Below are 18,560 nucleotides of genomic sequence, written 5' to 3' on the forward strand. Positions count from 1 at the left end.
CTGGATCAGCGTCAGGGCACCAGGACGATCTTGCCCCGCAGGCCACCCTGCATCAGCATCGCGTGCGCCTGGGCGACGTCCGCGAGCGGCAGCCTGCGCGACACAGGTATCTCGCGCCCCTTCTCCACCAGCCCGTGCGCAAAGCGCTCCAGGCGCGGCCCGTCGAACTGGACGATCACCGGCGCGAAGCGCTCCGCCGCATCCGCAGGCGGCGTGACGAATGGCAGGACCACAGAGCCGAAGCGGCCGGTTGGCGACAGGTGGGCGAACAGTTGCTCGGCCGCTGCGCCGCCGACGGTATCGGCGATGTGGTCGAAAGGACCAGCCTCTTTCAAAGCCGCCGCGTCGGAAAGATCGATGACCGCTTCCACCGGAAGATCGGCAACGGTATCTCTGCTGTTCGCGCGCACGCCCGCATAGACGATGGCGCCCGCATCGAGCGCGGCGAACACCGCTGCGCGGCCCACCGATCCGCCTGCGCCGGTCACCAGTACCTTTTCGCCGGCCTGTGGCTTGACGCCCTGCTCGATGAGTTGAACGCCGGTCAGCACGCCCGTGGGCAAGGCGGCGGCCCCTGCCAGATCGATGCCGTCCGGCAGCTTGGCGAACGCGTTGGCCTTGGCGACCGCCCATTGCGCGTAGGCGCCTGTCACCAGCAGGCCGATCACGCGATCACCGGGCGCGAATGCGGAAACGTCCGAGCCGACTGCCTCCACGACGCCTGACACATCGCTGCCCAGACAGGCCGGAAAGGTCAGCGGCACGTATTCCTGCACGTAGCCTTCCCGCAGGTGAATGTCGAACGGATTGACGGCAGCCCCTGCCACCCGCACGCGAATTTCGCCCGGGCCGGGAGGGCGGATTTCAATTTCTTCGATGCGGAGTTGCTCCGCACCTCCATAGCCATGGATCACTACAGCAGTCGAAGACTGTGACTGTGCCGGCGTTATTGTTTTCATGATTGCATCCCTTCTTTCGGTTGTGGTTGACGGTACGTTTTTTGATATCGCTGGATTGAAGATATGGCTGCGCGCAGCCCGCAGGACTACTCGTCCAGAAGAATGCGAAAGATCCGCTGCACGACCTTGGTGGTGGCCGTCTTGCTCATCGACGGGTTGCAGAGCGCGCGAACATCGAGGCCATCGAACAGCGCCGTCATGACTGCGATGCGCGCATCGAGTTCTGATCTGGGCAGCTTCTTCAGCGCGGGCAATTGCAGGAAGAGTTCGCGCATCTTGCTGCGCAGGACCTTGTCGGCCTGCTGGATCGCGGCGGCAATCACGGGGTTGCGCGATGCCTCGGCAAAGATTTCCAGGCCAAGGCCGCCGAGTCCTTCGTTCCGCTCCACGGACATGCCCGTCTTGACCTGGGCCGCCACCGCTTCCACCACCCCGACGGATTGGCTGGCTTGCGCCATCCGGCTCACCAGCTCGAGCGTCTCATGCAGGTACTGCTCGACGATGCCCGTGACGATCGCTTCCTTGTTCTCGAAGTAGTGATAGATGTGGCCGATGCTCATGCCCGAAGCCTGCGAGACGCGCTGAATGCTGGTGCCGTGAAAACCGTGTTCCCGGAAGCAGGCGTTGGCTGCATTCAGGACCTGCTGGCGACGTGCTTCGCTTCGTTCGGGTCTTGAGGTTTCGGGTGAAGTGCTCGTGGCTTTGATCTTTGATTGCATGGCATGCCTTGTTCGTTCCGGCATCCATTGCAGGGGCTGCGTACGGATCGGGATTTCGTCGACGGGGCGAATTAGAACACCCATTCTAGAATGATCATTCTATTTTTCGGCGCGGCTTTCCCCTTCGGAAAATGCGGCAAATCAGAGAGGCATCCTGGCGCCGGCTTCACGCGTGCTTTGCGCCCGCCCCCAACTGCTCCCGTTGAAAAGCGCCAGGCAGTTCCGTACCCTTCATCCAGAATGGATCGACATTGGTATTGGCATCGACAGATGCCTTCGGCGGTCCGTTCGCCGATGCGATGAGCTACGCCCCGGTCAGCAGTTCTTTTTCAAACCAGTGGTGCGCATAGGGCTCGGAATTGAATGCGGGCACCTCGCGGTAGCCCAATCGCCGGTACAGCGCAATCGCTTCGCGCAACGTGCGATTCGTCTCCAGGCGGATCACACGAACGCCGGACTTGTGCGCGTGGCTTTCCGCTTCTGCAAGCAACCTCGCGCCGACGCCGAGCCCTCGCGCTTCCGAAGAAATCCACATCCTCTTCAGCTCGGCAGGTTCATTGCCATGAAGTTTCAGCGCGACGCAACCGACCGGCCGGTCGCGCAATCGGGCAACGATCAATGCGCCTCGCGGTGCCATCAAATCAGCAGTCGAGGCCGACAGGCTGAGCGCGGGGTCGAAGCCGGTTTCAAAGCGCTCGGCAAGTTCGGCGAAGTACTGCGCAAAGCACCAGCGAGCATCCTCGCTCGAGGGATCAGTGATCTCGAATCGCACGAAGGACGCGCTCAACAATCTTTCCACTTCGGCCATCGCGGCGACCAGCGCGGTGCGCTGACGCTCACGCAGCGGCGCCAGCATGTCGGCCGCAACGGTGTCGGATCGGCGATCCAGCTCCGCCCTTTCCTTCAGGCCGGCCTTCGTGAGTTCGGCGCGCCGGACCCGGCGATCACCCGGATGGGCCTGCACGGTGAGCAAGCCTTGTTTCTGCAAGGAAGCCAGGGTTCGGCTCAGGTAACCGGAGTCGAGGGACAGACGGGTTCGCAGAGCGCGCAGTTCCGCACCCTCTTCGCCTATTTCCCAAAGCAATCGCGATTCGCCCATCGGACGGGCAAGCCCCAGAAACCGTTCGTCCATCGCGCCGATGGTCTGCGCCACGGTGCGATTGAAGCGACGGATTTGATCGATGTGGGGTGACCGCATGATTTCTGACTCTAGTCAGAGATTAATGAAGCGTCAAGCTGTGAGACGCCTTGCAGGCCCGCCGATGCGCGGTCGAATCCGGCTCCAGATGGAACCGACGAAAACGGTCACCCGCGCGTGAACCCGACCACCGCATCCCGCGGTCGTCGAATGACTGTCTTCGGTGCCGACGGCCGCTGAAGCACGAAGCACGATTGCTCCGCCAGTGCATAAAACTCTTCGGTCCATGGCGCCGCGCCGAGCCTGCCAAGAAGCGCCGCCATCAACGACTCGTTGAGCCGGTCGTGCACGCGGCGAGCAAGGTAGGAGTCGGTGTTCTCCTGCGGCAAGACCGGGCCGGCTTCACCAAACGACCATTTGCTGTCTTGCCTTGTCACATGCACCGACCGCTCGACCACGGCGGTGTCCACGAGGCGCCGATGGGTGAAGAGCGCGCCGGGCTGAAAGACCGTCGTCGAATCATGGGCGCTCCAATGGATCGAGGTCAGGCCGTGATTCTTCGTGAGGCAGGCGCACAGCGCGTCGTATCCGCTGCACAGGAAGCTGTTGTTCCACAGCACGGTCCACTCGGAGTTCGTCGGAAGAACCAGGAAGTGGGTCGGCACGTTGGCAAATTCGGCCACCGCTCCAAACGCCTCGTCCAGATCGGCGTACCGGGACCAGGCCGTCGCCAGCGTCTCGCCGCCAACGAAGCGGGTGACTTCCGCCTCTACCGCCGCCGCGACCTGACGGACTGTTCCATGCACCAGGTCCAATGACTGGGTGGTCGGCCACCATCGCTCAAGGGTTTGGCTGCGCAACATTGTTCAGGGTGGAAAAGGATGGAACACCGCAACTGCCGATGTCGCCAGCAAACCACCGGAAGTAGTTCGTCTTTTTGTCCACACTGGCTCGTACAAAGAGAAAGCCGAATTCTGCATTGCACTGCGCATCGACAGGAATCCCGGCGGCTCTCAGCGCCTCGATTTCCTCGCTGGCGCTCATGTCACCCGGCAGCTTCAAGCTGACGATCGCGCTGTGGAATGCCTTTGTTCCCATTTGCTTTTCCCCTTTTCACAGGGAGGCAAGTGGACATCGAAACCGCACCGGATTGCCATACCCGATTCAGTCTAGGTCGATCGGTGAATCCGGCCATCCGCAGGCGGCCAGAGCGTGATCCGCCAGAGAGCGCTGCGCAAGGCGGTGGCGGCGGAGCAAGCATGCTGACCTCAAGCAAGGCCTCATTCGCACAGCTTGATCCAGCGTTCGAGTCGACGCACCACGCCCAGCGTGTTGAGTCGGCCGATCGAGCCTTCCATGTCCTCCGTGCCTTCGCTTTGGCACAGCAGCACCACCTCTTCGCGCACGTCGCCGGTGCCGAAGAAACCTTCGCGATCGAGTTGCTCCATCGCGGCGATGCAGGCCTCGAAGAGCCCGGCATACAAGACGTCGAATTCAACGTTGCAGGGCAAGTCGTCGCGATGGCAAAGCAGGATCATGCGGTAGGCGATGTCGAAAAATTCGCCGCCCTCCGTGTAGGGCCACTCGGCGGAGCACCAGACTTCGCTTTCATCGTCCATCTCGCCCGGTGCGCCCAAAGCGAGATTGCTGGCGGCGTGAACGATGGTCATTGCGCCGTCATCGCTGCCGAGCGCGAAGAGACGGATCGTCTCGTCGGGGTGCGCCGCGCGGATGGCCTGGAAGGCGCGGCGAGCGCCTTCGCGAATCTCGGCGGTGAGCAGGGGAAAGTCGATGCGGTCGGGGTCGTGCGTGCCTTGGCTCACCCGCCTGTAGCCCTGGGCCTCGATCTCGCCGCCGCGCTGCGCGAGGGCATCTTTCGCGGCCTGCGGACTGGCGAACTCGGTGACCATGCTGCGCCCCATGGTCTTCGCCTTGCCGTGCGCGGACCACAGCGAACTGCCGAATTGGCGCAGTTCGTGGAAGTCGGTGGGCACCTCGTTGTCGAAGCGGTAGAACAGTGACCAGGTCATGGGCGCAAGACTCCTTCTTCTGGCGGACTGTAGCCGGTTGAATTGCCCGAGCGCCGCTGCCTCCATGGTCATTCCTGCAGCCACATCGGCGTTGCCGACAAGCGGACATCCTTCTTGTGACTTCGCCGCGTCGCCGCTGGCAGCCCACTACTGCCGGAACGAACCCTTCATCCCGACCATTTGCTTGAGGTTCTTGAGCTTTCGAGGCGCGCGCTCGGTCCACAGAATTTCCGCGCCATCACCCAGCTTCTCGTAGATTGGAAGAACACTCGTGATACCCACCAACTTCCATTGGACAGGCACGCCATCCGGGCCACCCTTGTATGGTTTCGCGTTCTCGCGAGCAACCGTTATGCCCTTTTCGTAGGCATCGTCAAGGGTTCGGGCGCGGACAAGAATCGTGTTCTCCCACGACAGGAATCGTGCTTCGTTGTCGTCTTTCCTGTCGTCATTCAGCTCCACAAAGCGAAGCAGGTAAGACACCACATACCAGCCGACAGGAGAGTGGTTTTTGTCGTTTTTCATGCAAGTAAAAAAGTGTGCATCCATCTGCGCAGATGTGGCCGACTGCAGTCAGACGACTGCCGACGCGAAGCTGGTTTAACCCCGGGCCAAAAAGCTACGAGCACCTGCACTCCGTCGGCCCTGTGCCGCGCATGCCGGCCGTTTGCTCCCAGCGGTAGATGTTGACCATTGACCCCTTCTTCCCCAACGTGGCGCAGTGCTCGATACAACCTTGCTCAGCCGATGGCAGCAAATTGACGCAATACATGATGGCCGCAACCAACGCCATGAAAGCGCCAAAGCCGAATGCGACCTGGAGACCGATTGGGATCGAGTGCTTGGTGTTCATGATTGTCGACGTTTGAATTGAGCGGCCAACGAAACCGATCTTCAACTGCGCAGAGGCTGCCAGCGCGGTGGCGCCCAGGGCGCAGGCCACAAGGACCGAACGAAGGCGATGGATCATCATCGTGCTTCTGTTTCTTGTAGATGAATCGGCTCAGCCGCCGGAAGCAGAGCGATGGCGGCGAGCAAGCCACAGCACCGAAGCCAGCATCAGCACAAGCCCGCTGACAGCCTCGGACCAGATGGTGATGTTCGTTGCGAGCGTGTGCTCGGAGCAAAGGGCCAGCGTGTAGTGCGCAAGGCCGTCGAGGCCCAGGGCCCCGTAGGCGCCAACCAGAACAACGCCCAATGCATGAAGACCGAGCCGGGCGACAAGCAAGCCGGCAACGCCCAGGCTGGTGATGGCCAGCCAGGCGAGGTACACACTCTCCCGGGTCAGCCAGGCCGGCATGTTGGGATAGAAGGCGATGAACTCGGCGTTATGGGCAAAGTGCGCCAGGCTGGCGACGAAATACACCGCGGCGAGCACCCAAATGTGCATGGGGAAAAGTGGTCTCTTGTGCATGGCGTTCATTGTGTGGCAAGCGAAAAATCGGCTGCGTGCCCTTCGCGGGACAAGGCAAACACCTCGCGCAATCGCTGGTGCGCGGCGCCATCCCACGCAATGGGCTGCTGGTTCTTCGCACGCAGATAGTGGTGGGTGAACACCGCCAGGTAGGCCTGCAGCGTCTGCTCGGCCACATGCTCGCCCGCCAGGCGCATGCACAGCGCGGCCACCTCGCTGGTGCAGAAGTGGTCATCGCGGCCGGAGTTGCGCAGCTTGTACTGCGATGTCTGTTCCGGCTCCAGGCTCAGCACCGGCAGCGCGTCCAGGTACGGGCTTCGGCTGAACATCTTGCGTGCCTCGGCCCAGGTTCCGTCCAGCAGGATGAACAGCGGGCGTTTTCCGGTCTCGCCATGAACGGGCCCGGGCTCGGGCGACTGGACGCTGCGCACCACCCGCCCGGGCGCCGCGTACTGCCCCGGAAACACCACATAGGGCTGCCACTGCGGATCGCCCAGCAGCGCCAGAAGCGCGGGATCGGTTTCGGTACGCGCCCAGCCGAAGGCGAAGGTATCGGCCACCACGTCGGCAATCAGCCAGCCCGTGTTGCTCGGCTTGAGCGGCTCGATGTCGGCCATGAGCAGGCACACGCCTGCACGCGTGTCCACCGACGGGCGCAGGCTGCACATGCAGTGGGTGGGCAGGAGCCGGCAGCCCCCGCAGCGCTCGCGCTTGAAGCCGCCACGGGCAAGAAAAGGCTTGGCACTGCGCGCCAATCGGGCGGCGCGCAGGAGGGAAACGGCGTGGGGCATGGTGAAGATTCTCGGGCATGCCTTCACCGCGACAGGATGCCGGGCCGGCCCAAGACATAATTGTGTCCTGATGAAACAATCCTGCGTTGCCCCTAGCCGTCGTACCACGCTGGGCAGCCAAGGCTGTGGGTGGGTTGCCCGATGGATCGTCGCGAAGCTGTGGCTGGTGTTGTCGCTGTTCGCCTTGCCTTGCGCGCACGCCGATGACTTGCCGGCAACGCGCGATGGCGCCGTCCATTTCACGCAGGCCGAATTGCTGTCCGTTCCCGGCGTGGGCTATTCCCCCGCCCCGCGGCTTGCCCAAGACGCCGGGCTGCCGGCCGACGGATGGAAGCTGGTCAGCCTCCCGCACACGGCCCCGCGCGAACTGGTGCCCACATCGTCGGGCGCCGTGCAAACCGTCTCCGACTGGTACCGCCTCGACCTGAGCAAGCTGCCGCCATCGACACAGCAGCGCCTTCTCTACCTTCCGCGCTGGAAGACGCTGGGCCACATCGCGGTGTACGGCGACGGCGTCCTGCTCTACCAGTCGCATGGCAGCCCCGTGCACAACGGCTTCAACCGTCCGCTGCTGCTGCCGTTGAACGCGACGGCCAACACGCCTGCGCCGACGACCGTGCTGATTCGCGTCAACCGCCTGCGCAGCAGCGGGAGCGGATTCTCGACCTTGTGGGTGGGCGACCAGGGTTCGTTGAACTGGCGCTACCAGATTCGCCAGTTGCTGCAGGTGCAGTTGCCGTTCATGGGCAGCGCCGCGTTCCTGGCGGTCGGCCTTTTCGCGTTCGCGGTGTGGCTGGGCAAGAAGCGCGAGTCGCTCTACCTGCTGTTCTTCGCCATCTCGGCCGCCGCCTTCCTGCGGATGCTTCACTACTTCGTGAGCGGCGAGTACCTCCCGCTCTCGGACGAATGGTTCGAATGGATCACCGTGGCGTCCATGCTCTGGCTGATCATCCTCATCCACCTGTTCCTGCAACGCCTGCACAAGCAGCCCTCGGCCTGGTTGACCTATTTTTCGCTGGGCCTGACGCTGGTCTGCAACATCGCGACGCTGCCGCATGTGTCGGCGTCGATCACCAGCCTCTACCTGTTCACGCCGCTGCTCAACCTGGTGGTGTTGCCCATCGCGGTGCTGATCTTCGCGGTGAACCTGCGCAAGGCGCTGCGCGCGAAATTTCCCGAAGGCCGGCTGGTGGCGGGCTGGGCCGTGCTGACCGTCGCGTTCACCTCCTATGACGGGCTGCTGCAGAACAACCTTGTCAGCGCGGAGAGCGTGTACACCTCGCCCTACGTCATCATCGGCCTGTTCTTCATCTTTTCGTACATCATGTTCCAGCGCTACACCGACGCATTCGCCGAAGTGGGCCGCCTGAACACCGGGCTGGCCCAGCGCCTGCAGGAGCGCGAAGCCGAACTGGAGCAAAGCTACCAGCGGCTGCGCGTCATCGAAAACCAGCACATGCTCAGCGCCGAGCGCCGCCGCCTCATGCAGGACATGCACGACGGCCTGGGCTCGTCGCTGACCAGCGCCATCCGCTCCGTGGAGCGAGGCGCCATGAACGACGCCGAAATCTCCGGCGTGCTCAAGGGCTGCATGGACGACCTGAAGCTGGCGATCGATTCCATGGAAAGCGTGGACGCCGATCTGCTCCTGCTGCTGGCAACCTTGCGCTTTCGGCTGGCGCCGCGCATCGAGAGCGCCGGCGTTGCGCTGCGCTGGGACGTGCAGACCGTGCCCGAGCTGCCCTGGCTGGACCCGAGCAGCGCGCTGCACATCCTGCGGATCATGCAGGAGTGCATCGCCAACGTGCTGCGCCACACGCGGGCCACCATCATCACCTTCAGCACCGCGACGGATGGCGAGGGCGTGCGCGTGGTGATCGAAGACAACGGCACGGGCTTCGCCGTGGACGAGGCCCTGCACCGCAATGGCCGGGGGCTGCGCAACCAGCAGCAGCGCGCGCTGGCGATCGGCGGCACCGTGAGCTGGGAATCGGGCGGCACCGGCACCCGCTTCACGCTCTGGCTGCCGCTTCAGATCGGGGTCGAAGCCGACAAGGCCATGGGCGCCTTGCAAGCCCGGGGCTGATCGCACCGCGTCCATGGACTCCCTGATCGCCGCTTCCGCACGCGCCCTGGCTGCCGGCGATGCACTCGGCGCCCTCAAGCGGGTTGCCCTGCGCGACGATCCACCGGCACTGGCCCTGCGCGGCATCGCCATGGCCCAGCTCGGCGAGCATCCGCGTGCGCGCGAACTGCTGCGGCGCGCGGCCCGCGGTTTCGGTGCCCACGAGGAACTGGCACGCGCGCGCTGCGTCGTCGCCGAAGCCGAAGTGGCGCTGGCCATGCGCGACATCGGCGGCTCGCCGCGCGCACTGGTGGCGGCCGCGGCCACGCTCGAAGCACATGGCGACCGCGCCAACGCGCTGCAGGCACGGCTCATCGCGGCGCGCAAGCTCCTGCTGATCGGCCGCCTCGACGAAGCCACGGCCGCATTGGCACAGCTCGATGTGCGTGGCCTGCCGCCATCGCTCGCCGCAGTGGCCGAACTGGCGGCGGCAGAACTCTCGCTGCGCTCCCTGCACGTTGACGCGGCACGCCAATCACTCGCCCGCGCACACGAGGCAGCCGACCGCGCGCGCGTGCCGGCACTCGTGGCCGAGGTGGCGGAAGCGCAAGCCGCGCTCGGTCGCCCCGCCGCCCGGCGCCTTCTCGCCGATGGCGAACAGCCGCTGCGCCTCGACGAAGTCGCAGTGCTGCTGGCCTCGAACACACTGGTGGTCGACGCCTGCCGTCGCGGCGTGGGCACCGGCGACACATGGCGGCCGTTGGCACGACGGCCGGTGCTGTTCGCGCTGGCTCGCGCACTCGCCGAGGCCTGGCCCGGCGACATCGACCGCGAAGCCCTGATCGCCTGCGCCTTCCGCACCCGCCACCCCGACGAAACGCATCGGGCCCGCCTGCGGGTCGAAATCGGCCGGCTGCGCGCGCTCATCAAGCCGCTCGCGCAAATCGAGGCCACTGCGCAGGGCTTCGTGCTCAAGCCGCTCGGCGAGCGCGATGTGGTCGTGCTGGCGCCTCCCATCGACGGCGACCAGGGCGCGCTGGTGGCGCTGCTCTCCGACGGCGCGGCCTGGTCGACCTCGGCCCTGGCGTTGGCCCTTGGCGCCAGCCAGCGCACCGTGCAGCGCGCGCTGGCCGAGCTGGAAGCCGCCGGGCGCGTGCGCGCCATCGGACGGGCGCGGGCGCAGCGCTGGCTGGCGCCGCCGCTGGCCGGATTCACGACGATCTTGTTACTCCCCTCCGCGCTGCCGATTGAATAGAGTTGTGCCCAAGGCGCCGATCCGAGGCGCACCACCAGGAGCCGACGATGACCAGCAAGACAGCCAGCAAGAACCGTGTCGAGGCCACCGTGCAAGCGGCCGAGATCGTGCGCGAATACGGCCCCTTCGCCGATGCCGCCAACGTGGGCGGCGTGACCCACGACGGCCAGCGCGTCTGGGCCGCCATCGGTGCCCAGCTCATCGCCTTCGATCCTGAAAGCGGCGAGACCACGCGCACGCTGGACCACGCGGCCGACGCCGGCACCGCCTTCGACGGCACGCACCTGTACCAGATCGCCGAGCAGCGCATCGACAAGATCGACCCGGTCACCGGCAACGTGCTCGCCTCGATTCCCGCGCCCGGCCACGGGACCGATTCAGGCCTCACCTGGGCCGAAGGCAGCCTGTGGGTGGGGCAGTACCGCGACCGCAAGATCCACCAGATCGATCCGGCCACCGGCGCGGTCTTGCGCACCATCGAGTCCAACCGCTTCGTCACCGGAGTGACCTGGGTCGACGGCGAGCTGTGGCACGCCACCTGGGAAGGCGACGAAAGCGAGTTGCGCCGCATCGACCCCGAAAGCGGCACCGTGCTCGAGCGGCTCGAAATGCCGCGCGGCATCAACGTAAGCGGCCTCGAATCCGACGGCGCCGGCCTCTTCTACTGCGGCGGTGGAGGCAGCGGAAAAGTCCGCGCCGTGCGGCGCCCGAAGGCCACCAGGACCTGATCCCCAACCAGCGCGCAAGCTGACGACGCACCCGCGCTGACAACCCCCTTCCGGTCGACCGACCGAAGACGAGCGCGCCGACCGCCAGGCAGGCGGAGCCGCGCATGGACAACCCTCGCACAGCCCATCGGGCCAAGGAGAAATTCATGAACACCGCCACTGCCGAAACAGGCATCCTGAAGAACCACCCCGTCGTGTCGAAAGACAAGTGGCTTGCCCAGCGCAAGGCACTGCTGTCGCGCGAAAAGGAACTGACGCACCTGCGCGACCAGATCGCCCGCGAGCGCCGCGCCTTGCCGTGGACGCGCGTCGAGAAGAACTACGTCTTCGACACACCCGAGGGCCGGCGCGCGCTGGCCGACCTTTTCGAAGGCCGCCGCCAGTTGCTGGTGCAGCACTTCATGCTCGGCCCCGATTGGGAGCAAGGCTGCCCGAGCTGCTCGTTCATGTCCGACCACCTCGAAGGCATGAACGTGCACCTGGCGCACCGCGACATCACACTGCTGGTCGTCTCGCGCGCGCCGCTGGCCGAGATCGAGCGCTTTCGCGAGCGCATGGGCTGGCAGTTCAAGTGGGTGTCGGCGCACGACAGCGACTTCAACTACGACTTCGCCGTCAGCTTCAAGCCGCAGGAATGGGCCGAGGGCAAGGGCGAGGTTCTCTACAACTACAGCGTGCGGCCCTTCCCCGCGCAGGAAGCGCCCGGCATCAGCGTGTTCTACAAGGACGACGCGGGCGAGGTCTTCCACACCTACTCGACCTACGAGCGCGGCGTGGAAGTGATGATGGGCACCTACAACCTGGTCGACCTCACGCCCAAGGGGCGCGACGAGCACAACCCGCTCTACCCCATGGACTGGGTGCGGCACCACGACCGCTACGAGCCGGCGCCCATCGCGTCAAAGCCCGAGGCCGGTTCGTGCTGCCACGCGTCCGACTGAACGCATCATGGCCAACCTCTGGCCGTGGCTGGTGGTCGCAGGGGTCGGCGCCCTTCACGGGCTGAACCCCGCCACCGGCTGGATGTGGGCCGCCGCCTGGGGCGTTCGCTCGCACGACCGGGCGCAAGCGCTGCGCGCGCTGTGGCCGATCGCTGTCGGGCACGCCGCATCGATCGCGCTGGTAGCCGGCGCCGTGGCCCTCGGCCTGTCGATGGACCGGCTTGTGCTGCAGGTGCTGGCGGGCGGGCTGTTCGTCGTTGCGGTGATGGTTCACCTGTGGGGACGCACGGCGCGGCGTGTGCACGCACCGGCGGGACATGCCGGGCTGGCGCTGTGGTCCTTCATGATGGCCACCGCGCACGGCGCCGGGCTGATGCTCGTGCCGGCGCTGGTGCCGCTGTGCATGGGAGACGCATCGGCGCGGGAGATCACCGCATCGGGCTCGCTGATGCTGGCGCTCGCGGCGGTCGGGGTTCACACGGCGGCGATGCTGGCCGTCACCGGGCTGGTTGCGACGGGGGTTTGTCGCGGCTTCGACACGGGCGGGCGCTGGCTCAAGCGGTTGCGCAACGCCGTCCTTGTTCGGGCAACGTCGGATCTTCGAAGCCAGGGGCGCGGTGCGCAAAAGCAGCCGGGCCTGCAGGGGCCTGAGCGCAACTGACGGATCTCGACGACGGGTGCGATTCACTGCACCTGTCATCGCACTTGTCATTGGACTTTAGTCCAATGCGCAGCGCAGCCGGACTGCCTAGGATCGCGGCCTCACTCCGTCCCACAGGCTGCGCCATGCCCACGCTCTTGCTTTCATCCAGCCACGCCCGTGCGCTGTTCTCCGTGTTGGGCAATGCCTGTACCTTCTTGCTCCACTCGATCGCAAGAGCGGGCCTGATGGCTCTGTTCGTCCTTGTGGGCGCCGTGCTCGCGGGCTGCGGTGGCAGCGGCAGTGGCGGTGCCGGCCTCCCGTTCTTGCCTGTCGCGCCACCGGAGACACCGCCAACGCCTCCCGTCGCCACCTACCCTGTCAGCGGCACTGTCGCGGGGCTGAAGGGCAGCGGACTGGTGCTGCAAAACAATGCGGGCGACGACTTGCCCGTCGCAGCCAACGGCGTTGTCCGCTTCGCCGTTCCCATGGCCAGCAGCGCAAGGTATGCAGTGACGGTGAAGGCCCAGCCGACGAATCCCGCCCAGACCTGCACCGTCAACAACGGCAGCGGCACCGTGGTGGACGTGGCGATTGCCGATGTCGCCGTGGTGTGTTCGGTCAACAGCTACAAGGTCGGTGGCACCGTCACGGGCCTGCAGGGTGGCGGACTCGTCTTGCAGAACAACGCCGCGGACGACCTCGCCATTCCGGCCGACGGCACCTTTGAATTCGCCGCGCCCGTCGCCAGCGGAGCCGGCTACGCGGTGACGGTGAAGACACAGCCCACGGCGCCTTCGCAGACCTGCACCGTCAACAATGCCGGCGCCACGGTGGGCGATGCCGATATGAAAACCGTGAAGGTCATCTGCACGACCAACAGCTACACCGTCAGCGGCACGATCAGCGGATTGAGGGGGCGCGGTCTGGTGCTGCAGAACAACGCGGGCGATGACCTCGCCTTGTCCTATTCGCTCAACGGCACTTTCAGCTTCGCCACGCCGGTGGCCAGCGGAGCAGGTTATGCGGTGACCGTGAAAACCCAACCCCGGTTCCTGAGCCAGACATGCACGGTCGTCAATGGCAGTGGGACGGTGGGGGCCGCGGCCGTCACTTCGGTGGTCGTGCATTGCCCGGTATCCGCCCCGAACCTGGCGCGCTTTGCCTACGCGGTAAATCAGGGGGGCGATACCGTTTCGGCCTACACCGTCGACGCCGCCACGGGCGCCTTGAGCCCGATGGCCGTGCCGACGGTGGCGACAGGGGTCTCCCCGATCTCCGTCACCGTGGACCCCAAGGGCCGGTTTGCCTATGTGGCAAATCTCAACTCCAGCACTGTCTCGGCCTACACCATCGATACCGGCACCGGCGCCCTGAGCCCGATGGCCGTCCCGATGGTGGCGACAGGGCTCTCCCCGGTCTCCGTCGCCGTGGACCCCGCGAGCAGGTTTACCTACGTGGTGAATCAGCTTTCCAACACCGTGTCGGCCTACACCATCGATGCCCTCACTGGTGCCCTGAGCCCGGTGGCCGGGCCGACTGTGGCGACAGGGATCTCCCCGTTCTCCGTCACCGTGGACCCCAGGGGTCAGTTTGCCTACGTGGCGAACGTCAACTCCGCCACTGTGTCGGCCTACACCATCGATGCCGTCACTGGCGCCCTGAGCCCGGTGGCCGGACCGACTGTGACCACAGGGCTCCGCCCCGCCTCCGTCACCGTGGACCCCACGGGTCGGTTCGTCTACGTAACGAATCTCGACTCCAGCACTGTGTCGGCCTACGTCATCGATGCCGCCACGGGCGCCCTGAATCCGATGGCCGGGCCGGCGGTGGCGACAGAAAACGCCCCTTCCGCCGTCACCGTGGACCCCACTGGCCGGTTTGCCTATGTGGCAAATTGGTATTCCAACACCGTGTCGGCATACACCATCGATGCCGTCACGGGCGCCCTGAGTCCGATGACCCCGCCGACGGTGGCGACAGAAAGCATCCCTTCCGCCGTCACCGTAGACCCCTCGGGCCGGTTTGCCTATGTGGCGAATATCAATTCCCAGTCCCTGTCGGCTTACACCATCGATGCCGCCACGGGCGCCCTGAGTCCGATGACCCCACCGACGGTGGCGGCAGGGCTCTTCTCAAGGAGCATTGCGCTTTCAAGGTAGTCGTGCTGGCCTGAAGTCCAGGCCAGGTCAGTGCCGCTACGCAGCCGCCTCGATCGCCGCAGCCACACGCTCCGGAAGAATCGCCGTCAACGCAAAGTCGATCAGATGGAGCCAGGTCGCTTCAAGCTCCATGATGTTGTAGTGGTCCGAGTCGGGAATCGTCTGCACGCTGACGGGCGTCGGCCATGCGGCAATGAGTTTTTCGGAACGCTCGTGCGGCACGACATCGTCTTGCGCGGCCAGCAGCACCTGGGTGATGGCTGCGACTTCCGCGCTGTGCGTGAGCGAGTCGAATCGGTTGCGCAGCAGCAGCGACAACGGCACCAGCGGAAAGCGTCGCTTCGCCACCTCCAGCAAGGTGTCGTAGGGCGTGACCAGTTGCAGGCTCGCGAAGTTCTGCCGCGCCACCAGTTGAATGGCCACGCCGGTTCCCAGGCTGCGGCCCACGACGTGCAGGCGCGCATGCGGGAAGGCCCGGCGCAGGTGGTTGGCGAACTGCACCGCGTCTTCGACGGACGCGATCTCCGAAGGATTCCCTTGCGAATCGGCCACGCCCCGGTAGTTGATCGCGGCAAAGCCAAAGCCCTGCGGAAGCCAGTGCAGCATCTGCGCGGTGGCGCGCACGTCTTCGCTGCGGCCCGCGAAGTAGATGAACAGGTCTTGCAGCGCATCTTCGCCATCGGGGTGGTAGACGTACCCACGGACCATGCCGCCGGGCACGATGTGGGAATAGGTCGAGAAGTCGTCGGACAGATGAACAACGGGCATCTTTCGCGCGTTGAACAAGATGTCGCCCTGGCGCGTGGCCAGCAGGGTCCAGTACGCCGCGAGGCTTCCGATGGCAGCCGCGGATGCCGACAGGGCAATGCGGAAGACTTTGTTGGATGACAAGGTGGTGGGCTCCGGGGTCGAGGGAATGGGATGGGATCGGATGAATGGCGCCTAGTTTCGCCTCGTTCTTCCGTGCGAACGCCCGTGACCCTGATGGCGCCTGCAACACGGCCGCTTTTCCCACACGCGGTGCCGCCCTCTTCCTACTTCGTCCTCAGCAACGCGACATGTCCGCCCGCGCGCAGATCGGCACGAAGATGCGCGTGCTGCCGCGCTGCACCAGCAAGGCCGCGGAGCCGTCCGCCACGTCCAGTTCCTGCACCAGCGCCTCGGCGCTGTCGATGGGCTGGCCGTTGAGCGCGATGATCAGGTCGCCCGGCTGCACGCCCGCGCGCGAGGCGGCCGCGTTCACGCGTTGCACCAGCAAGCCGCCCTCCACGCGCAGGAACTGCCGCTCGGCAGGCGCCAGCGGCCGCACCGCGAAACCCAGCCGCGACGGCGCCGATGCCGCATCGGCGGCAACCGCCTGCAGGCGCGGCGTGTCGAAGCCCTCCACCTTCACTTCAAGCACCTGCTCCGCGCGCTCGCGCCACACCATCAGGCGGATGGTCTCCCCCGGCGCCTGGTCGGCGATGAAGCCCAGCGCATCGGCAGCCTGCACCACCTCGCGGCCCTGCACAGAAAGAATCACGTCGCCCGACTTCAGGCCGCCCCGGTCGGCCGCGCCGCGCGGCTCGACGTAGTTGACCAGCGCACCGGCCGGTCGCGGCAGGCGGAAGGTGTCGGCCAGCGCCTGCCCCACCTCCTGCACGGACACGCCGATGCGCCCGCGCGTGACGGTGCCGCTCGACAGCAACTGGTCCTTGATGCGCATGGCCGCGTCGATGGGAATGGCGAACGACAGGCCCTGGTAGCCACCGCTGCGGCTGTAGATGCGCGAGTTGATGCCGATGACTTCGCCGCGCAGGTTGAACAGCGGCCCGCCCGAGTTGCCGGGGTTGATGGGCACGTCGGTCTGCAAGAACTGCATGTATTCGGCGCCCGGCAGCAGCCGCCCCTTGGCGCTGACGATGCCGGCCGTGACCGAGTTGCCGAAGCCGTAGGGCGAGCCGATGGCCACCACGCCGTCGCCGGGCTCGACGCTGGCCGGCTCGCCGATGCGCACGGTCGGCAGGCCGCTCGCGTCGATCTTGAGCAGCGCCACGTCGGCCACCGCATCGAGCCCGATCAGCCGCGCCTTGAACTCGCGCCGGTCGGGCAGCTTGACGTTGATCTGCGTGCCGCGCGCCACCACGTGCGCGTTGGTCAGGATGAGCCCGTCGGCGCTCACGATGAAGCCGGTGCCCAGGCTGCTTTCGTCCATGCCGCCCTGCTGCGGCAGCGTGCCCGGCGCGGGCACCAGCCAGCGGTCGCTGTAGCGGCGCACCGGCACCGAGGGCCGCTCCACGCCGATGTGAACCACGGCCGGGCCATAGGTCTTGACCAGTTGCGCAAGCCCCGAAGCCGGCCACGGCATCGCGGCCTGCAGCGACAGGCAGGGCATCAGGCCGGCGAAGGCCAACGCCGCTGCCACGCCGGCACGGCGCCAGCCACCGGCGCGCGACGTCCTCATGCGCGACACCGTTCAGGTGTTGGTGACGAAGCTCAGCGTGAGCTGCAACACCATCGGCTGGCGCATGTCGCGCGGCGGCGCTTCGGCCAGCGGCTGCGCGGTGAGCAGCGCGCGCAGGTCGGCGTCGGCCTGCGCATTGCCCAGCGAGTCGAAGGCCACGCGCTCGACCTTGCCGTTGGCGGCCACCCACACGCGCACCACCACCGGCGCGGGCGGCACGGACTGGCCTTCCTTCAGCATGCGCTCCTGCATCCAGGCGTGCAGGCGCACCACGGTTTCGTTGGCCGGGTCGCTCAGCGACGACTGCAACTGGTTGCCCGCGAGGTTGGCGTAGCTGACCCAGTGCTGCGGCACCTGCTGCTGCGTTTGCGCCGGAGCAGCGATGGGCACGGTGGCGCTCGCAAGGCCCAGTCCGAGCCAGCCCAGTGCCAGGCGCAGGCGGCCCCAGCGGGGCCGCGTTGTGGGAGAAGCGTTCATGGGTCTTTCGAAAAAATGAAATGTGAGGTCAGCCGCAGAGCACACCGACCGACAGGGTCGACGCCCTGGCCGCCGGCGATTGCATCGGGCTCAACTGGGGACTGTCGCTCTCGGTGAAGGCGATGCCGTGACTGTCCAGGAACTGCCGCACCTGCGACGCGGGCACCGCGCGCACCTGGGTCGCGCCGCCCTTCACGCCGGCCGCCGATGCCGCGCGGCTCAGGGTGGTCATGCCCGAGGCATGCGGCGCGGCGGCCACGCGCTCCACCACCACGCCGAGCAGCAGGCCGTCGGCGCCCAGCACCGCGCTGCCGCTGGCGCCCGGCTGCACGCCCGACAGCAGTTGCAGGCCTTCGGCGCCGGGCACGGTCATCGCGTTGCTGAGCAGGGCCGCGCGGTCGGGCAGGCGCTGCAGCACGGCATAGGCCTCGGCGAACACGCCGATGCTGCGGCCGGGCGCGGCATCGGTGCGCGAGAGCGTGGCGCTCAGGTAGGGCTTGAGCGTGGTGCGCAGCACCGCGAGGTCAAGCTCGGGGCTGGCCGCGATCACCGTGGCCTGCGCCACCTGCGCGCCCTTGACGGCAAAGAGCGTGCGGCAGTCCGACACCGCATGCCGCGCGGTCAGCACGTCGCCGGCTTCGTTGAGGAAGACGCCGCTGGCGTTGGTGTCCGGCGGCGATGCCGGGTTGGCAACGGCCGCCGCCATGGAGAAAAGAAGACGCGCTGACAACAGCAGACGAAGGCAGGCGGATGAAGGTGCGGAAGGCATGAAGGCACAAAGGCGGTCGCGAAGGCGCT

20 protein-coding genes are annotated in these 18,560 nt (G+C 66.2%); 6 read left to right on the forward strand and 14 right to left on the reverse strand.

The window, feature by feature from the left end:
• Positions 1-11: 11 nt before the first annotated feature.
• The 10 genes from ACSFB7_RS03340 to ACSFB7_RS03385 all read right to left on the reverse strand — a co-directional run bounded on the left by ACSFB7_RS03340 (position 12) and on the right by ACSFB7_RS03385 (position 7,051).
• On the reverse strand, positions 12-959 hold the full coding sequence (locus ACSFB7_RS03340; protein ID WP_435467031.1) for an NADP-dependent oxidoreductase: 948 nt from the start codon (positions 957-959) through the stop codon (positions 12-14).
• A gap of 86 nt (positions 960-1,045) precedes the next feature.
• A complete protein-coding gene (locus ACSFB7_RS03345; RefSeq protein WP_435467033.1) occupies positions 1,046-1,762 on the reverse strand; it encodes a TetR/AcrR family transcriptional regulator in 717 nt (238 codons plus the stop codon).
• A 220-nt stretch (positions 1,763-1,982) separates the two neighbouring features.
• The gene (locus ACSFB7_RS03350; protein ID WP_435467035.1) at positions 1,983-2,831 is read right to left on the reverse strand and encodes a bifunctional helix-turn-helix transcriptional regulator/GNAT family N-acetyltransferase; all 849 of its coding nucleotides are present in this window, start codon (positions 2,829-2,831) and stop codon (positions 1,983-1,985) included.
• 152 nt (positions 2,832-2,983) lie between these two features.
• Positions 2,984-3,679, reverse strand: a complete 696-nt coding sequence (locus tag ACSFB7_RS03355; protein ID WP_435467037.1) for a hypothetical protein — start codon at positions 3,677-3,679, stop codon at positions 2,984-2,986.
• A complete protein-coding gene (locus ACSFB7_RS03360; RefSeq protein ID WP_435467039.1) occupies positions 3,657-3,914 on the reverse strand; it encodes a hypothetical protein in 258 nt (85 codons plus the stop codon). Before ACSFB7_RS03360 ends, ACSFB7_RS03355 begins: the two co-directional genes overlap by 23 nt.
• Positions 3,915-4,096: 182 nt before the next feature.
• Entirely contained in the window at positions 4,097-4,846 is a 750-nt protein-coding gene (locus ACSFB7_RS03365) for a DUF4303 domain-containing protein (protein ID WP_435467041.1), read from the reverse strand.
• A 147-nt stretch (positions 4,847-4,993) separates the two neighbouring features.
• Positions 4,994-5,371, reverse strand: a complete 378-nt coding sequence (locus ACSFB7_RS03370) for a DUF4288 domain-containing protein (protein WP_435467043.1) — start codon at positions 5,369-5,371, stop codon at positions 4,994-4,996.
• Between the two features lie 94 nt (positions 5,372-5,465).
• Entirely contained in the window at positions 5,466-5,819 is a 354-nt protein-coding gene (locus ACSFB7_RS03375) for a hypothetical protein (RefSeq protein WP_435467045.1), read from the reverse strand.
• Between the two features lie 30 nt (positions 5,820-5,849).
• On the reverse strand, positions 5,850-6,269 hold the full coding sequence (locus ACSFB7_RS03380) for a hypothetical protein (RefSeq protein ID WP_435467047.1): 420 nt from the start codon (positions 6,267-6,269) through the stop codon (positions 5,850-5,852).
• The gene (locus ACSFB7_RS03385; RefSeq protein ID WP_435467049.1) at positions 6,266-7,051 is read right to left on the reverse strand and encodes a tRNA-uridine aminocarboxypropyltransferase; all 786 of its coding nucleotides are present in this window, start codon (positions 7,049-7,051) and stop codon (positions 6,266-6,268) included. The genes ACSFB7_RS03380 and ACSFB7_RS03385 overlap by 4 nt, the downstream gene beginning before the upstream one ends.
• Before the next feature lie 70 nt (positions 7,052-7,121).
• Between ACSFB7_RS03385 and ACSFB7_RS03390 the strand changes: the two genes are divergently transcribed.
• The 6 genes from ACSFB7_RS03390 (at position 7,122) to ACSFB7_RS03415 (ending at position 14,842) form a co-directional block, all read left to right on the forward strand.
• Positions 7,122-9,137 carry a sensor histidine kinase gene (locus ACSFB7_RS03390; RefSeq protein WP_435467051.1) on the forward strand — a complete coding sequence of 672 codons (2,016 nt, stop codon included), beginning with the start codon at positions 7,122-7,124 and terminating at the stop codon, positions 9,135-9,137.
• A 13-nt stretch (positions 9,138-9,150) separates the two neighbouring features.
• Positions 9,151-10,371, forward strand: coding sequence for a helix-turn-helix domain-containing protein (locus tag ACSFB7_RS03395; protein WP_435467053.1), 1,221 nt, complete (start codon positions 9,151-9,153; stop codon positions 10,369-10,371).
• 47 nt (positions 10,372-10,418) lie between these two features.
• Entirely contained in the window at positions 10,419-11,099 is a 681-nt protein-coding gene (locus tag ACSFB7_RS03400; protein WP_435467055.1) for a Vgb family protein, read from the forward strand.
• Between the two features lie 146 nt (positions 11,100-11,245).
• Positions 11,246-12,040: a DUF899 domain-containing protein gene (locus ACSFB7_RS03405; protein WP_435467057.1), complete on the forward strand. Its 795-nt coding sequence runs from the start codon at positions 11,246-11,248 to the stop codon at positions 12,038-12,040.
• A gap of 7 nt (positions 12,041-12,047) precedes the next feature.
• The gene (locus tag ACSFB7_RS03410) at positions 12,048-12,701 is read left to right on the forward strand and encodes a hypothetical protein (RefSeq protein ID WP_435467059.1); all 654 of its coding nucleotides are present in this window, start codon (positions 12,048-12,050) and stop codon (positions 12,699-12,701) included.
• A 125-nt stretch (positions 12,702-12,826) separates the two neighbouring features.
• Positions 12,827-14,842, forward strand: a complete 2,016-nt coding sequence (locus tag ACSFB7_RS03415) for a lactonase family protein (RefSeq protein WP_435467060.1) — start codon at positions 12,827-12,829, stop codon at positions 14,840-14,842.
• Between the two features lie 36 nt (positions 14,843-14,878).
• Here ACSFB7_RS03415 and ACSFB7_RS03420 read toward each other — a convergent pair whose 3' ends face one another.
• The 4 genes from ACSFB7_RS03420 to ACSFB7_RS03435 all read right to left on the reverse strand — a co-directional run bounded on the left by ACSFB7_RS03420 (position 14,879) and on the right by ACSFB7_RS03435 (position 18,468).
• On the reverse strand, positions 14,879-15,733 hold the full coding sequence (locus ACSFB7_RS03420) for an alpha/beta hydrolase (RefSeq protein ID WP_435467062.1): 855 nt from the start codon (positions 15,731-15,733) through the stop codon (positions 14,879-14,881).
• 154 nt (positions 15,734-15,887) lie between these two features.
• Positions 15,888-17,285, reverse strand: coding sequence for a trypsin-like peptidase domain-containing protein (locus ACSFB7_RS03425; RefSeq protein ID WP_435467064.1), 1,398 nt, complete (start codon positions 17,283-17,285; stop codon positions 15,888-15,890).
• A 12-nt stretch (positions 17,286-17,297) separates the two neighbouring features.
• Positions 17,298-17,762: a YbaB/EbfC family DNA-binding protein gene (locus tag ACSFB7_RS03430; RefSeq protein WP_435467066.1), complete on the reverse strand. Its 465-nt coding sequence runs from the start codon at positions 17,760-17,762 to the stop codon at positions 17,298-17,300.
• 28 nt (positions 17,763-17,790) lie between these two features.
• Positions 17,791-18,468, reverse strand: a complete 678-nt coding sequence (locus ACSFB7_RS03435) for a S1 family peptidase (RefSeq protein ID WP_435467068.1) — start codon at positions 18,466-18,468, stop codon at positions 17,791-17,793.
• Positions 18,469-18,560 lie beyond the last annotated feature (92 nt).

Source organism: Variovorax raffinosi (assembly GCF_051216615.1).
GTDB lineage: Bacteria > Pseudomonadota > Gammaproteobacteria > Burkholderiales > Burkholderiaceae_C > Variovorax.

Bases quoted from the DNA above. Each gene is read 5' to 3' on its own strand.
- ACSFB7_RS03370 (WP_435467043.1), bottom strand. From the start codon at position 5,371: ATGAAAAACGACAAAAACCACTCTCCTGTCGGCTGGTATGTGGTGTCT.
- ACSFB7_RS03365 (WP_435467041.1), bottom strand. From the start codon at position 4,846: ATGACCTGGTCACTGTTCTACCGCTTCGACAACGAGGTGCCCACCGAC.
- ACSFB7_RS03355 (WP_435467037.1), bottom strand. From the start codon at position 3,679: ATGTTGCGCAGCCAAACCCTTGAGCGATGGTGGCCGACCACCCAGTCA.
- ACSFB7_RS03375 (WP_435467045.1), bottom strand. From the start codon at position 5,819: ATGATGATCCATCGCCTTCGTTCGGTCCTTGTGGCCTGCGCCCTGGGC.
- ACSFB7_RS03345 (WP_435467033.1), bottom strand. From the start codon at position 1,762: ATGGGTGTTCTAATTCGCCCCGTCGACGAAATCCCGATCCGTACGCAG.
- ACSFB7_RS03360 (WP_435467039.1), bottom strand. From the start codon at position 3,914: ATGGGAACAAAGGCATTCCACAGCGCGATCGTCAGCTTGAAGCTGCCG.
- ACSFB7_RS03400 (WP_435467055.1), top strand. From the start codon at position 10,419: ATGACCAGCAAGACAGCCAGCAAGAACCGTGTCGAGGCCACCGTGCAA.
- ACSFB7_RS03435 (WP_435467068.1), bottom strand. From the start codon at position 18,468: ATGGCGGCGGCCGTTGCCAACCCGGCATCGCCGCCGGACACCAACGCC.
- ACSFB7_RS03380 (WP_435467047.1), bottom strand. From the start codon at position 6,269: ATGAACGCCATGCACAAGAGACCACTTTTCCCCATGCACATTTGGGTG.
- ACSFB7_RS03385 (WP_435467049.1), bottom strand. From the start codon at position 7,051: ATGCCCCACGCCGTTTCCCTCCTGCGCGCCGCCCGATTGGCGCGCAGT.
- ACSFB7_RS03410 (WP_435467059.1), top strand. From the start codon at position 12,048: ATGGCCAACCTCTGGCCGTGGCTGGTGGTCGCAGGGGTCGGCGCCCTT.
- ACSFB7_RS03430 (WP_435467066.1), bottom strand. From the start codon at position 17,762: ATGAACGCTTCTCCCACAACGCGGCCCCGCTGGGGCCGCCTGCGCCTG.
- ACSFB7_RS03340 (WP_435467031.1), bottom strand. From the start codon at position 959: ATGAAAACAATAACGCCGGCACAGTCACAGTCTTCGACTGCTGTAGTG.
- ACSFB7_RS03395 (WP_435467053.1), top strand. From the start codon at position 9,151: ATGGACTCCCTGATCGCCGCTTCCGCACGCGCCCTGGCTGCCGGCGAT.
- ACSFB7_RS03415 (WP_435467060.1), top strand. From the start codon at position 12,827: ATGCCCACGCTCTTGCTTTCATCCAGCCACGCCCGTGCGCTGTTCTCC.
- ACSFB7_RS03405 (WP_435467057.1), top strand. From the start codon at position 11,246: ATGAACACCGCCACTGCCGAAACAGGCATCCTGAAGAACCACCCCGTC.
- ACSFB7_RS03390 (WP_435467051.1), top strand. From the start codon at position 7,122: ATGAAACAATCCTGCGTTGCCCCTAGCCGTCGTACCACGCTGGGCAGC.
- ACSFB7_RS03425 (WP_435467064.1), bottom strand. From the start codon at position 17,285: ATGAGGACGTCGCGCGCCGGTGGCTGGCGCCGTGCCGGCGTGGCAGCG.